This window comes from Pandoraea pnomenusa (assembly GCF_000767615.3).
Taxonomy (GTDB): Bacteria; Pseudomonadota; Gammaproteobacteria; order Burkholderiales; family Burkholderiaceae; genus Pandoraea; species Pandoraea pnomenusa.
This window is the reverse complement of sequence record NZ_CP009553.3, coordinates 4,596,264-4,610,212: the sequence shown is the minus strand read 5'-3', so window position 1 is coordinate 4,610,212 and position 13,949 is coordinate 4,596,264. Positions and strand designations below refer to the sequence as shown.

Annotated in this window: 14 protein-coding genes; 5 read left to right on the top strand and 9 right to left on the bottom strand. The window is 64.8% G+C overall.

Annotated features, from left to right (window positions below):
* Window positions 1-79: 79 nt before the first annotated feature.
* A complete protein-coding gene (locus LV28_RS44635) occupies window positions 80-964 on the bottom strand; it encodes a LysR family transcriptional regulator (protein WP_023597560.1) in 885 nt (294 codons plus the stop codon).
* A 129-nt stretch (window positions 965-1,093) separates the two neighbouring features.
* Here LV28_RS44635 and argC point away from each other — a divergent pair, with 129 nt between their 5' ends.
* Complete coding sequence (gene argC, locus LV28_RS44630; protein ID WP_023873103.1) at window positions 1,094-2,023, top strand: N-acetyl-gamma-glutamyl-phosphate reductase; 930 nt, start codon at window positions 1,094-1,096, stop codon at window positions 2,021-2,023.
* A 45-nt stretch (window positions 2,024-2,068) separates the two neighbouring features.
* Here the strand turns inward: argC and LV28_RS44625 are convergent, their stop codons facing one another.
* Window positions 2,069-2,752: a dihydrofolate reductase family protein gene (locus LV28_RS44625; RefSeq protein ID WP_038619773.1), complete on the bottom strand. Its 684-nt coding sequence runs from the start codon at window positions 2,750-2,752 to the stop codon at window positions 2,069-2,071.
* Between the two features lie 197 nt (window positions 2,753-2,949).
* On the opposite strand from LV28_RS44625, the gene LV28_RS44620 reads away from it, so the two are divergent.
* Window positions 2,950-3,480 carry a MerR family transcriptional regulator gene (locus LV28_RS44620; protein WP_025249825.1) on the top strand — a complete coding sequence of 177 codons (531 nt, stop codon included), beginning with the start codon at window positions 2,950-2,952 and terminating at the stop codon, window positions 3,478-3,480.
* Window positions 3,477-5,042 (top strand): MFS transporter, encoded by a 1,566-nt coding sequence (locus LV28_RS44615; RefSeq protein ID WP_023597556.1) that lies wholly within the window; start codon window positions 3,477-3,479, stop codon window positions 5,040-5,042. The genes LV28_RS44620 and LV28_RS44615 overlap by 4 nt, the downstream gene beginning before the upstream one ends.
* Window positions 5,043-5,116: 74 nt before the next feature.
* On the opposite strand, the gene LV28_RS44610 is transcribed toward LV28_RS44615, so the two are convergent.
* The 6 genes from LV28_RS44610 to LV28_RS44585 all read right to left on the bottom strand — a co-directional run bounded on the left by LV28_RS44610 (window position 5,117) and on the right by LV28_RS44585 (window position 10,976).
* Entirely contained in the window at window positions 5,117-5,704 is a 588-nt protein-coding gene (locus LV28_RS44610; RefSeq protein ID WP_023873109.1) for a flavin reductase family protein, read from the bottom strand.
* 56 nt (window positions 5,705-5,760) lie between these two features.
* Window positions 5,761-7,023, bottom strand: a complete 1,263-nt coding sequence (locus LV28_RS44605; protein WP_023597554.1) for an MFS transporter — start codon at window positions 7,021-7,023, stop codon at window positions 5,761-5,763.
* Between the two features lie 43 nt (window positions 7,024-7,066).
* Window positions 7,067-8,014, bottom strand: a complete 948-nt coding sequence (locus tag LV28_RS44600; protein ID WP_023597553.1) for an N-carbamoyl-D-amino-acid hydrolase — start codon at window positions 8,012-8,014, stop codon at window positions 7,067-7,069.
* Between the two features lie 66 nt (window positions 8,015-8,080).
* Window positions 8,081-9,562: a dihydropyrimidinase gene (gene hydA, locus LV28_RS44595; protein ID WP_038619778.1), complete on the bottom strand. Its 1,482-nt coding sequence runs from the start codon at window positions 9,560-9,562 to the stop codon at window positions 8,081-8,083.
* Entirely contained in the window at window positions 9,559-10,299 is a 741-nt protein-coding gene (gene cuyB, locus LV28_RS44590; protein ID WP_024788518.1) for a cysteate racemase, read from the bottom strand. Before cuyB ends, hydA begins: the two co-directional genes overlap by 4 nt.
* Complete coding sequence (locus LV28_RS44585) at window positions 10,296-10,976, bottom strand: aspartate/glutamate racemase family protein (RefSeq protein ID WP_023597550.1); 681 nt, start codon at window positions 10,974-10,976, stop codon at window positions 10,296-10,298. Before LV28_RS44585 ends, cuyB begins: the two co-directional genes overlap by 4 nt.
* 189 nt (window positions 10,977-11,165) lie before the next feature.
* Here LV28_RS44585 and LV28_RS44580 point away from each other — a divergent pair, with 189 nt between their 5' ends.
* Both LV28_RS44580 and LV28_RS44575 read left to right on the top strand, forming a co-directional pair.
* Complete coding sequence (locus LV28_RS44580) at window positions 11,166-12,089, top strand: LysR family transcriptional regulator (RefSeq protein ID WP_023597549.1); 924 nt, start codon at window positions 11,166-11,168, stop codon at window positions 12,087-12,089.
* A gap of 39 nt (window positions 12,090-12,128) precedes the next feature.
* A complete protein-coding gene (locus tag LV28_RS44575) occupies window positions 12,129-13,091 on the top strand; it encodes a bifunctional GNAT family N-acetyltransferase/nucleoside diphosphate kinase regulator (RefSeq protein ID WP_038619783.1) in 963 nt (320 codons plus the stop codon).
* A gap of 121 nt (window positions 13,092-13,212) precedes the next feature.
* Here the strand turns inward: LV28_RS44575 and LV28_RS44570 are convergent, their stop codons facing one another.
* Window positions 13,213-13,926 carry an SDR family NAD(P)-dependent oxidoreductase gene (locus tag LV28_RS44570; protein WP_038619785.1) on the bottom strand — a complete coding sequence of 238 codons (714 nt, stop codon included), beginning with the start codon at window positions 13,924-13,926 and terminating at the stop codon, window positions 13,213-13,215.
* Window positions 13,927-13,949 lie beyond the last annotated feature (23 nt).

Sequence of the window (13,949 nt, the reverse complement as noted above, 5' to 3'; positions counted from 1 at the left end):
GTCTCCGTCGGGCGTCGGCGGCTTCGAAGTTCCGCGACTGCCCGACGGACGACGTGGCGAGATGCCTGCACCGGCGTGTCTATGCCACGCGCAAGTCCCAGAGCACGTCCAGCACGTGTTGCGTGGCACGCTCCACATGACCTGCGCGATGGGCGATGCCGAGACGACGCCAAAGCGCGGGTCGCAACGGGCGCATGACGACACGGTTGTCGGGCACCGGTGTCGTCGCCTCATTGGGCAACAGCGCCGCGCCATATCCGGCGGCCACTAGGCTTTTGATCGCGTCGTTGTAGTTCAGCTCGATGCGCGGCACGGGGCGGTGCCCGCGCGTGGCGAACCACTCCGAGGTCAGCCGCGAGAGGCGGGTGGTGGCGTCATTGAGAATCAGCGGCTGCGCCGCCAGCCATTCCGGCGTGATGCGCGCCGGACACTGCCAGTGCGCCGGCACGAACGCCATCACCGGGTCGCGTCGCCACGGCTTGATGACCAGACCGGCAACCGGCGGTTGCGGCAGCGCCACCAGCCCGATGTCCAGCGTGCCGTCCCCCAGTCGAGCGAGCGTCTCGTGCGACGTGAGTACCGCCACCTGAACGTCGATCGCCGGGTGGTCTCGTCGCAAGGCTTCGAGCGCCTGTGGCAAGAGGTGCGCGATGGCCCCGGTCGATGCGCCCAGGCGCACCCGGCCCTCAAGCCCTTCCACCTGGCGCTGGATATCGTCGAGCGCCTGCTCGGCGTCGGCCAGCAGGCGGCGCGCGCGCGCCACGAGCGCTTCCCCAATGGCCGTGGGACGCACCTGCGCTCGCTTGCGAGAGAGCAGGGGCGCGCCAATGCGGGCCTCCAGCTCGGCGATGTGAAGGCTCACGGTCGGCGCGGCCAGATGCAGGGCGCGCGCCGCTTCCGCGAACGAACCCCGCTCGGCAATGGCCACCAGCGTACGCAGGCGGTCCAGGCTGATCTCTCGCATGTCGATATCCAGGTTCAGGAAAACTGAACGTTATTGTCATGAAATTCAACTTTCCTTATTCTATCCGCACGCGGAACATGAGGGCTCCTTTCCCCTTTTCGAGCCTGCGCCGCGCAGGCCATTGCGCTTATGAGCTCTCCCGTAATCTTCATCGATGGTGACCAAGGCACGACCGGACTGCAGATTCACGAACGGTTGCGCGACCGCACGGATCTCCGGTTGTTCACGCTTCCCGCCGCGCAACGCAAGGACGCGACGCGGCGCGCGCAGGCCATCAATGACTGCGACATCGCCATTCTTTGCCTACCGGACGATGCCGCGCGCGAGGCCGTGAAAGCCATCGTCAATCCGGCCGTACGGGTCATCGACGCGAGTTCCGCCCACCGCACGCAGCCGGACTGGACCTACGGCTTTCCCGAGATGTCGCCGGGGCAGGCAGAGCGCATTGCCAATGCGCGCCGAGTGACCAACCCTGGCTGCTATCCGACCGGCGCGATCGCTTTGTTACGTCCGTTGTTGCAGGCCGGACTCATTCCGGACGACTATCCGATCAGCGTGCACGCGGTCTCGGGCTATTCCGGTGGGGGACGTGCGAGGGTGGAAGCCTTCGAGGGGCCGGAAGCCGCCGACGCACCGGCCTATCAGGCATATGGATTGCAGCTCGCGCACAAGCACACGCCGGAGATAGCCCTGCATGCCGGGCTTGCGCATCGCCCGATCTTCTCGCCGGCCTATGGCGCTTTCCGCCAGGGCATCCTGCTCACGGTGCCGCTGGCGCTACGGTATTTGCCGTCCGGCGTGGACGGTGCACGCTTGCACGCATGCCTCGCACGGCACTACGCGGAAGCGGCCCATGTCAGCGTGGTGCCGCTGGAGGCGTCGGACGCCCTGACGCATCTCGACCCGCAGGCACTGAACGGTACGAACGACATGCATCTGCGCGTGCATCGAAACGAGGCGCATGGTCAGGTGCTGTTGTCGGCAGTATTCGACAATCTCGGCAAGGGGGCGTCTGGCGCGGCGGTCCAGAATCTCGATCTGATGCTGGCGCAAGTGTGAGGCACCGGTGCGGCCGTCCTCCCCCGGTGCGAAGGCGGCTGCGCCTCAGGAGGCCGTCGTCGTCGGGGGAGCGCCGTCGGTGCCCCTGCGTCGAAGCACCACGTGGGTGGCCTTCTCCGATGCGATGAAAGTCTCGCATTCGTATCCGAGTGACTGCAGGTCGAGGCCTGCGAACAGCGCCTCGCCGCGTCCAAGCAATACCGGCGAAATCGCGATGTGCAACGTATCGATGAGTCCCTCGCGCAAATACTGACGAATGGTGCTTGCGCCGCCGCCGATCCGGACATCCTTGCCGGCCGCCGCTGCACGGGCGCGCTCGAGCGCTTCGTGAATGCCGCCGGTGACGAAATGGAAGGTCGTGCCGCCATCCATTGCGACATCGGGTCGCGCGTAATGGGTCAGAACGAACACTGGCGCGTGATACGGCGGGTTGTCGCCCCACCAGCCTTTCCATGCGCTGTCGGGCCAGTCGCCCCGAATCGGGCCGAACATGTTGCGCCCGAGAATCCAGGCCCCGACGTTCTGAAAGCCGCGTGCGGCGAATTCGTCGTCGATGCCGGTCGTGCCGCCCTCGTTGCCGAAGAGTGAGCGCTGGAATGTCTGCGTCGGCACCAGCCATTGATGCAATTGCGTGCCGCCTACACCGAGTGGATGGTCGATGTCCTGATCCGGCCCGGCGCCGAATCCGTCGAGCGAGAGGGTGAAGCCGTCAACGCGTACGCGTGCCATCGTCTGCCTCCGGTTTGGTCGTTTGTCATGCTGCCATGTTCACCGCCAACCTTCGTCGGCACCGCAGCCGGTCGACGTGGCCACTTTACCGGACATTGCTGACATGGGTAAATCCTGCCCGGCGCGGGTCAACATGAACGTGAACGTACACGTTGTGCTATGATCGTGCCATATTCTGTTCACGCAAGGTTTACGTCATGTCAACGTCCGCTGCCGAATCCCGTCATGTCACGGTTCGCGAGGCTGCCGAGCGGCTCGGCGTGACGCCACGCACGCTTAAGTATTACGAGGAGAAGGGGCTGATAGTCCCGACGCGGAGCGAGGGTCATTACCGGCTGTACACGCAGGAGGATCTCGAGAAGTTCGTGCGGATCCTGCGCATGCGCTCTCTGGGATTTTCGCTGCAGACCATCGCCGAGATTCTGTCGAAACCCATCGAGGCGTCGACGCCGACGAGCACCGCGGTGTCGCTGGCGTCGCTGCGCGAAGTCGAAGCGTCGCTGGTGCGTCAGGTAGAGGCTGTCGATGCCAGAATTCAGGCCGTGCGCAAGGAGATGCGCGAAGCGATGGCGGTGCGCGACGAGATCGAGTACGACCTTCAGTACATTCGGCGCCGCATTGCCGGCGAGCCCAAGGACGCGCTGATTCGCGAGCGTCGCGAGCGCGCGCTGGCCAAACGCGGGAAGGGGCAGGGGGCACCGAAAGCCCGGAAGGCCGCTGAAAAATGAGCGAGGTCGCCCGCGCCTTGCCCGCATGGCGGGGCGGATACCTGTCGCGGTTTCGGGACGAATTCTTCCCGTGGGCCATCGCGCTCGCGACCGGGCTGGACTATTTCGACAACGCCGGGTTCGCATTCTTTACCAGCTATATCGCCGGCGGCATCAACGCTTCGCCGGACGAACTCGTCTGGTCGTCGAGCGCGTATGCGGTCGCGTCCGTGCTCGGGATCCTCCAGCAGCAATGGTGGGTGGAGCGCCTGGGGTACCGGCGGTATGTCGGCGGCAGCCTGCTGCTGTTCGCCGCCGGCGCGGTGGCCGCGGGACTGAGCGAGTCGTCGATCGAGCTGGCGCTCGCCCGTGGGTTCCAGGGGTACTTTATCGGCCCGATGATGAGTGCCTGCCGCATTCTGATCCAGACGAGAATGACACCGCAGCGCCGACCCGTGGCGGTTCGTGTTTTCCTGCTGATGATCCTGATCGGCAGTGCGCTTGCTCCGCTCGCAGGCGGCTACCTGATTGGCCGCTTCGGATGGCGATCGTTGTTCGTGGCCACCGGTTTTGGCGGCGTGGTGCTCGGGCTGTTTGCCGTGCTCGCCGTTCCGTCCGCCGGACGCGTGCTTCACGAGCATCGCGGCGAAGCGCATTTCTGGCCGTACCTACTGTTTGCGTTCGCGCAAGGGGCGTTGCAGATCGCGATGCAACAGGTTCGCTTCGAGCTGTTCGGCTCATCGCCGGAGCTGATATTCCTCACGGGCGCCGGACTGGTCGCGCTGGGCGGATTCATCTGGCAGCAGTGGCATCATCCGCGCCCGCTGCTTCGTCTGCACGCGCTTCGCGAGAAGACGTTTCAGGCCGGGATCATGCTCTATATCGCGTTCTACTACCTGAGCAATTCGATGGGGTTTCTCGTCTCCCGACTGCTGGAGGGTGGGTTGCACTATCCGGTGGAGAATGCGGGGCGGCTGGTGGGGCTCACGTCGCTCGTCTCGGTTGCCGGCGCGCTGATCTATTTCCGTGTCTCCGCGCGCGTCACGCACAAGAAGTGGATGATCGTGCCAGGCTTTCTGATGGCGGCGCTCATTGCAATCTGGATGATGCACATGCCGCCCGACGTGAGCACACCGTGGCTCATCGTGCCGCTTGTGCTGCGCGGACTGCTTCTGCTCATGATCGCGCTGCCGGTCGCCAACGTCACGTTCCGCATCTTCGCGCTGGAGGAGTTTCATCACGGTTACCGGTTCAAGAACATCGTCAAGCAACTGACCTACTCGTTCGCCACGGCCACCATGATCATCCTGCAGCAACACCGCGTTGCCGTGCACGAAACCCGTCTGAACGAGTCGGTGTCCCTTTTCAACCCCGCGTTTCAGGAGATGTTCGGCAAGTTGTCGCACGGCTACGAGTCGATGGGATATTCGGCACAGCAGGCGGCGTCGCTGGCGCTGTCGACGATTCATACCCAGGTGGTGCAGCAAGCGAGCTTTCTCGGCTCGCTCGACGGCTTCTCGGTACTCGTGTGGGTGTCGCTCGTGGGCGCCGTGTGTGCATTCGTTCAGAAGCGGATCGACTGATGGCGCCGATGAGAATGGCCCGGTATCGGTATCGCCCGGGGGGACGGATCGCCTCGTCAAGAGAGCGAGCGTGATTACAGCGTGAAGCGATCCCGGGTTGTCGTGTACAAGCCGCCGCCCAGGCGGCCGACGGGCGTGTACTCGTCGAGCGCGATCCGGCAGGTGGCGCGGTCGACGAGTCCGTCGCGCGCATGAAGGCGCAGTACCTGTCCGATGAATATCCGGCGGCTCTCGGACGTCAGCGTCTCCCAGACCGTGCATTCGAACGCCACTGGCGCCTCGACGATCCGAGGGGGGCTGACATCGACGCCTGGCGCCGTGGTCAGGCCCGCGTCGGCAAGTTCGCTCACGTGCGACGGCAATCGCGCGCCGCACCGATGCATCTTCGCGGCCATCGTCTCGTCGCACAGATGCACCACGAATTCGCCGCTCCGCCCAATGTTGACCGCCGTGTCCTTGAGCGCGCCGTCGTCGTGCCGGTTGATGCTCACCATCACGATCGGGGGATCTTCTCCGAGCATGTTGAACATCGAGAACGGGGCGGCATTGACTGTGCCGTCGTCGCCCAGCGTCGTGATAAGGGCGATGGGGCGCGGCACGATCAGGCTGCTCATGAGCTTGTAGCGTTCGTAGGGTGTCAGCGTCGCGAAGTCGATGTCCACGCAGGGCTCCAGTCGCAGGAAAAGGCGGGCGGACCGGACGGGTCCCCCGTGCGGGATCACTCCAGCTCCACGCCCTTCAGTTCGGGAATGAGGAACACCGTGGCGAGAATGTCGATCACGTAGATGCCGGCCAGCGCCGCGATGGCGATCTCGAACGAGTAATGCGCGGCGATCACGCCGATCACCAGCGGACTCAGCCCCCCGAAGCCGCGCCCGATGCTCCAGAGCACGTTCTGCGCCGTGCCGCGGGCATGCGTGGGGTAGAGCTCGGCGAGCAGCGCACCGTAGCCGCCCATCATGCCGTTGACGAAAACACCCATCACGATGCCGCCGATGAGCAGCGCTTCGGGCGTGCTCAGCTGCGAGTACACGAACACCATGATCAGCGCGCCGATCTGGTAGCCGATGAACGTCGGGCGGCGACCGATCCTGTCGGCGAGTTGCCCGAAGATCCAGATGCCCACCAACATGCCGATGATCGACGCACCGGTCCACACCGCCGACTTCGCCAGGCTGTAGCCGAACATCTTCGACAGATAGGCGGGCATCCACACGATCAGTCCGTAGTACCCGAAGTTCTGCACCGAACACAGAATGATCACGCCGATACTGCGTTTGGTCGTCTGTGCGTCGCGAAACAGTGTCTTCACCGGGAATTCACGCTTTTTGCGGGCGGACTTCAGGAAGATCTCCGACTCGCCGATCACCTTGCGGATCACGAACGACCCGAGTGCCGGCAGCACGCCCACGACGAACATGCCCCGCCAGCCGATGTGCGGCAGAAGCAGGGGCGTGAGCACCGCGGCGAGCAGCACGCCGAGTTGCCAGCCCATGCCCACGTATGACGACACGCGACCGCGCTTGTGCGCCGGCCACGCCTCGATGGCGAGTGCCATGCCGATGCCGAACTCGCCGCCGAGCCCGAGGCCCGCGAGGAATCGATAGATCAGCAGGTCCCAGTAGCCCGTGGCGAATGCGCAAAGTCCCGTGAAGAGGGCGAAGACCAGGATCGTGTACGTCAACACACGCACGCGTCCGTAGTAGTCGCTCAGAATGCCGAAGCCAATGCCCCCGAAGATGCCGCCGATCAGGGTCACGGTGACCAGCGATCCGCCCTCAGTGGCGCTCAGTCCCAGATCGGCGCTGACCACGCTCATCATGAAGCCCAGGATGAGGAGGTCGAAGCCGTCCATGGCATAGCCGGATACGGCGGCGATCAGGGCCCGCATGGGATGATTGCCCGATTGTTCCGCCGTGGCCGCCGGTCGGTCTTGAGCCCCTTGTGCCGGACTCAGGCTGTTGCTTTCATAGCCGCTCATGATGTCTCCTTCGTGCTGCCTGTACGAGTTGCGCGCGCGTGTCTCAGAAATCTTCCCGGGGCAGCGGGGCGCCGGCGCCGGTGCGCTCGACGATCAGCCGGTAGTGCTCCGGACGGCGATGCTTCGCGAAGTTGAAGACGTGGTTGCGGAAGCCTTCGGTGACGGCGAGGTTGATCGAGGAGAAGATCACTTCGTCCTCTTCGGTCACGGTCTGTGCCGCGATCTCACCTGTCGGCGCGACGATGACCGAACCGCCGATCATGTGATGGCCGTCTTCGCTGCCGCACTTCGCCGCCGCGCCAATGAACATCGCGTTCTGGTAGGCGCTTGCCTGCAACGATACGAGATGCGTGTGCATTCGCAGGTGCGGCGGCTCGTTCCAGTGGATGTTGATCGACGGGGTGTTGTAACCGACGAGTCCGATTTCCGCGCTTTGCAGCGACATGACCCGCCACGTCTCCGGCCAGCGACGGTCGTTGCACAGACACATGCCGATGCGGGTGCCGAACGATTCGATCACCGGAATCCCCGAATTTCCGACTTCGAAGAATTTCTTCTCCAGGTGCTGGAACGGTGCGTCGGGCTTGTGGTCGGCATGGCCCGGCAGATGAATCTTGCGATACTTTCCCACGATGTTGCCGTCGGCGCCGACCAGCACACAGGTGTTGAAGCGCCGGCCTTGCGGGGTAAGTTCGGCATACCCGAGATAGAAGCCCACGCCGAGTTGCTTCGCCGCGTCGAACAGCGGTTGCACGTCGGCGTTGGGCATCGATGTCTCGAAAAAGCGTGCGACGGCCTCGTCCTCGCTCATCCAATATCGTGGGAAGAAGGTCGTGAGCGCCATTTCGGGGAAGACGACGAGCTTCGCACCGCGCCCTGCCGCTTCGCGCAGCATTTCCACCAGCCGCGACACCACGGCGCGGCGGTCGTCGGCCAGGTTGACCGGGCCCATCTGTGCGACGGCCAGACCGAGTTTTCTGTTGTTGCTCATATCCACTCTCTTGAAAGAACAAATGCAATCGGTAGCGCCGACGGGTGTCATCGGCGATGCTGCGGGTCAGTAGTTTTTCTGTTTCCCGTTGGTCAGCGCCAGCGTGCGGAAGAACCTGGCGCCCGGCGAGATCTCCCGCCCCACGGTGTGCGGCTCGGGCGCGCCGCGGGCGATGAAACGGCCGCTGCCGGGCGCGGCATGCAGGCGTCCGTCGCTCACGATCACTCGCCCGGCGCTGATGACGATTTCGGGCCAGCCCTTGACCGTGCGCCCCTCGTACGGCGTGTAGCCGACCTGGTCGTGCAGTGCCGACGTTGAGAGCGTGACTTCGCGTTCGGCATTCCAGATGGCGATGTCGGCGTCGGCGCCCTCGGCGATATGCCCCTTGCGCGGAAAGATGCCGTACATCCTTGCGTGGTTGGTGGCGCTCAGCGCAACGAATTGCGTCAACGAAATGCGTCCGCCGCCCACACCTTCCGAGAACAGCAGCGGCAAGCGTGCCTCCAGCCCGGGCATGCCGTTGGCCATTTGCTTGAACGTCGTCTTGTCGCCGAAGGGAATCTTTCCGCTTTCGTCGTAGCGATAGGGGGCGTGGTCGGACGAGAGCGTTTGCAGGGTGCCGTTGGCCAGACCCTCCCAGAGGCTGGCCTGCGCCCTGGCGTCGCGCAGCGGCGGGCTGCAGCAGTATTTGGCGCCTTCGGTGCCGGGCAGGTCCATGTCGTCTTCGGTCAGCACCAGGTAATGCGGGCAAGTTTCGCCGTACACCTGCGCCCCGATCTTCTGGGCGGCCTGGATCGTGGACAACGCTTCGACGGCCGAGACGTGCACGATCATCACCGGCACGTCGAACAGGCGCGAGAGCTGGATGACGCGGTTCGTCGCCTCGGCTTCGGCCAGCGCGACGTGGCTCGTGCCGTGGAACTTCGGCGCGGTGTAACCACGTTCGAGCAGGCGCTGCGATACCCAGCGAATGACGTCGTTGTTCTCGGCGTGCACCATCACCAGGGCGCGTTCGCGCGCGGCGACGGCGAGCACGTCGAGCAACTGGTAGTCGTCGATCTTCAACTGGTCGTAGGTCATGTAGACCTTGAACGACGTGATGCCGCTGCGGATGAGTTCCGGCAGGTCGGTGTGCAACGTCTGCGGATCGGTCTCGGAGAGGATCAGGTGATAGCTGTAGTCGATGACGGACTTGCGTCGCGCCAGTTCGGCGTAGTCGTTGGCCACTTTGCGCAGCGAGTTGCCGCGATGCTGGGCGGCGAACGGGACGATCATCGTGGTGCCACCGAAGGCCGCCGACACGCTGGCGGAGTACCAGTCGTCGGCGCCCATCTTGCCCATGCCCGACAGTTGCTCGACGTGGCAATGCGTGTCGATGCCGCCGGGCATCACGAGGCGCCCGGTGGCGTCGACGATGCGCGCGGCGTTGCCGGGCAGGTTCGGGCCGACGGCGGCAATCCTGTCGCCCCGCACGCCGACGTCGGCCCTTTGGGTTCCGCCGGCGTTGACGACGGTGCCGCCGCGAATGATCAGATCGAAATCGCTCATGATGAAATGGTCTCGTTGCGGCGTCGGGCTGCCGTCGCCTTGTGCCACCAGGCGATGCAAGCCTTCACCAGCAAATGGGTGGTGTCGAAGAGCGGCACGCCGCTCGGGTGATCGGAGAGCACCAGCGGCAACTCGGTGCACCCGAGGATGATGCCCTGCGCGCCGTCATCCACGAGTTGCGACGCGGCGCGGTCCAGCATCGCGGCCGCGCGCGCGAGGTCGCCGGCCTTGACGGCCGCGATGCCCGCGCTCACGCGTTCGTGCTGATCGCGCGCGCAAGGAACCACCACGTCCACGCCGGCAGCGTGCAGGGCGTCGTGATAGATGCGCCCCTGAATGGTGGCGGACGTGGCCATCAGGCCCACCCGCCGGAGTGCCGCGGGATGCGCGGTGACGGCTTCGGCGCTCGCGCGTCCGATGTGCAGCACTTCGAGCTGCGTGGCCGCCGCGAGGCGTGAATGCCAGAGATGCGCCGTATTACACGGAATGGCAATGGCGCCCGCGCCCGCCGATTCGAGAATGCGCAGACCGGCCAGCAGGAATGGCCAGGGCGCGTCGGAGCCGGCGAGGAACGACTCGCTGCGGTCGGGAATCTGCGGGACGCTGTGCACGAACACCGGCATGTGGTCCTGGTCCTTTGTCGCCGGCGTGGATTCCACGAGCTTGCGCATGAAGTCGGCGGTGGCGAGGGGCCCCATGCCACCCAACACGCCGAGCACGGTCGGCGCGGCGCTCATCGCAGGACCCCCGAGTTTCCCTTCAGCACGTTGGCGGCGAGTGCGATGGCGGTCATGCAGGGTTCGACCACCGGTACCCCCACGGCGGCTTCGATGCGCTCGCGCAATGCCGCCATGCCAGCGCAACCGAGCACGATGACGTCTGCGCCGTCGCGCTCGATGAGTGCGCGCGCGGTGTCGACGATGCGCGGTACCGCGCGCGTCTCGTCACCCGATTCGGCAACGCTCAGGTCGACGGCGCGTTCGCCGGCGATGTGCTGCGCGAGGCCATAGGCTCGGTAGGCGCGCCAATGTCGGGCGATGCTGCCCCGGGTGATCGCGACCACGCCAACGCGTTCGCCGAGTGCGGTGGCCGCCCCGAGCGCCGCTTGTCCGATGCCGATGACCGGGCGTCGGGTGATCTCGCGCGCGGCGGCGAGTCCGGGATCGCTGTAGCAGGCAAGCACGAAGGCATCGGCGGCATCGGTGCCTTGCAGATTCCTTTCGATCGCGTCGGCGACGAGGACCGCCGCCCGATCGGCGTCGCGCTGCGTGGCGATCCCGGGAGGCGCCCCGTCGAGCGTGGCGTAGGTCAGGCGCACGGGCGCGTCGCGGAACTGGACGTTCGCCGTCGCGGCGATGCTGTGCGTCACGCCGGTGAGCGAGTTGGGGTTGATGACGAGGAGGGTGGACGACATACGCGAATCCGGTAACGCGACAAATTGGATGGATTCACGATAGCAACCGCATGGATGACGGGTCCAATAGAACGATTTTCGGACCTTATAGACGCAATGCATGGGTTCGCACCACGGAGGTGCCTGAGGTAAGCTTTTGCACCATCAAGACTCCATTGGAAAGGTGCAGACGTGGTCTCGGATACCCCCATGCCGCGCCCGCTGGCGATGAGCCTTCGTCAGATCGAGACATTCCGCGCGATCATGATCACCGGCTCGATCACAGAAGCGGCGAAGATGCTCTTCATCACACAGCCTTCAGCCAGCCGAATTCTCGCGGCGGCCGAGGGGCGCGTGGGGTTCCCGTTGTTCGAGCGATCGAAGGGGCGGCTATTCCCCACGCCCGAGGCGCGACGCATCTACCACGAAGTGGAGACGGCGTATGCCGGCGTGCAGCGCGTTGACGATCTGGTGCGCGCGATCATCGAGGGCAAGAGCGGGAAGCTGAACATCGTGTGCAGTCCGAGTCTGGGCGCGGAATTGGTGCCGCGCGCGATTGCGCTGTTCAATCAGCGCTATCCCGAGCTTCAGATCCACTTCGAGCCGCTCACGCACAACAACCTGATCCCGCGCGTGTTGCTGGGCAAGGACTATCTTGGTGTGTCGATGTTCGCGGTGAATTCGAACAACCTGAGGATGGAGGCGCTGGCCGACGGACCGATGATGTGCATCAGCCCACCCGGATGGCTTGCGCCGGGGGGCGTGGTCAAGGCGGACGACCTCGCGTCGCATCCCTGGATCGACTACGGACACGACACGCCGTTGGGCGCGATCGTGGGCGATATCTTCGGCAGGCACCGGCGGCCGTCGCCCATCGTCGAAGTGCGCTCGGCGATCAGCGCCCGCGTGCTGGTGAAGGAGCGCGTGGGCGTGGCGATCGTCGATCCGTTCTGCATCGATGCGTCGACGTTCCAACGCATCGATGTTCACGAGATCCGCCCCGCCAGGAAACTGCGGGTGCATGCCGTGTACTCGCAGGCCGAACCGCTGTCGCACGCCGGGCGGGCATTCATTCGAACGTTGCAGTCGGTGCTCGAAGATCACCTGCATGCGATCGACGCGTTGCGCGGATGACCTGTGGCTTAGAATACGGGCTCTGTCGAAAGAACCGTCATGGCCGTTGCCATGGAAGGCTTTCATTCTTGCAACCATTCCATGGTGAAGATGAGCACGCCTTTCATTTCCCTGTGCCCGGAGATCACGCGGGCCAACGCACTGAATCTGATCGATTGGCTGGACGACGAAGACGTTGTCCGCTACCTCAGCGATTCGCGCCACGTTTCCCGATCCATCGAGCAAGTCATCGAGCGCGTGCAGTTGCCGGTACTGACCCATCTGTTCAACCAGGGCGGCCGGTTCTTCATGGCCTACGACCGACATGACGCCCCGATCGGCTTTGTCCGCCTCGTCAAGACAGGTAAGGATTGCGAAATTGTCCTGGTCGTTGGTGATCGCGACAACTGGGGCCGCAGGCTTGGCGCCGGGGCGCTGCGCGCGGGAATGAAGCTCGCCTTCTTCGAGATGCGCGCCGAGACGCTCGTCGCCAGGATTCACGTGGATAACACGCGCTCGCTCAGGGCCTTCATGCGCTGCGGATTCGAGCCTCACGGCGAAACGCCCACGATGAAAGCGCTCGCGATGACCTCCGAGCGCTATCTACAGTATCTGCGCGAGAGCACGCCGGGCGACACGACCGAGATCCACATCACCGAGATCGATCAGACACGGCTCAGGCACCTTGTCGCGATGGAGGCGGGCCCGGCACTGGTCGATCTGGAGCACGAGATCGAGCGGGCCATTGTCGTCGACGCACGGCAGGTAGCAAGCGACGTGGTCACGATGAACGCCAGGGCACGGCTCAGGCTCGACGACGAGACCGTGGACGTGGACCTCGTCTACCCGCACGACGCCGACGAGAGCGCCGGTAAGGTGTCGATCTTCTCCGAAGTTGGCTCCGCGATCCTCGGCTATAAGGCGGGCGATGGGATCGATTGGCGGATTCGGAACCGGACTCGCCGTATTCGCATCGAGAAGGTGCTTTACCAGCCGGAAGCGGCGGGCGACTTCGATCGATAGGATGACGGCGTCGCATCGACGCGACGCGCGGGGGCGATTTCATGCATGCTTCGCGTCGGGCGTGTGGCCGCCGTCGCCATCGTGATGGCGATCGCGGTCACGTCGGCGACTGGGCGCAGGTTCACCAGCGCACGGTGCGTCCGAGGTAGTCGAGGTACTCGAGACCCGGCCGGCCGAGCTTGTCGAGCAGCACGTTCACGACACCTGGCACACTTTCCTCGATCGACAATCGCCCCTGGGGGCCGCCCAGTTCCGTACGCACCCAGCCCGGCGCGATGAGCGCCATGGGTCGTGGGGTATGGACCTGGCGCGCGGCGAAGCTGCGCATGAACTGGTTCAGCGCGGCTTTGCTGCCGCGGTAGAGCTCACGCTGGCCGGACTCGTTGTCGGAGATGCTGCCCTGGCCCGACGACATCACACCGATCAGACCCGCGGCACGCACCCGGTCGCAGAGACGTTCGACGACACGCATGGGGCCGAGGGCGTTCGTGATCATGAGATCCACGAAATCCTGCGTCGACACTTCGCCGATGTGCTGCGTCGGGTCGGGATTGGTCGTGCCCGCATTGACGAACAGCATGTCGAACGTTCGGTCGTGCAAGCGCTCGCGCAAGGCCGAGATCTGTTCGCACCGCGTGATGTCCAGCGTCTCGATTTCCACGCAGTCCGGGTGCGCTTCGGCCAGATCGTGCAGCAGCGTCCGGCCGCTGCCGGCGCGCACGGTGCCTACCACGCGCCATCCCCTGTGGACGAACTCCGCGGCCATCGCGTGGCCGAGGCCGCGCGAGGCACCAATCAGGAGGAGGGAGGGTAAATGCGTTGGGGTTTCAGGCATGAGATTCTCCGTCGTTCGATCGA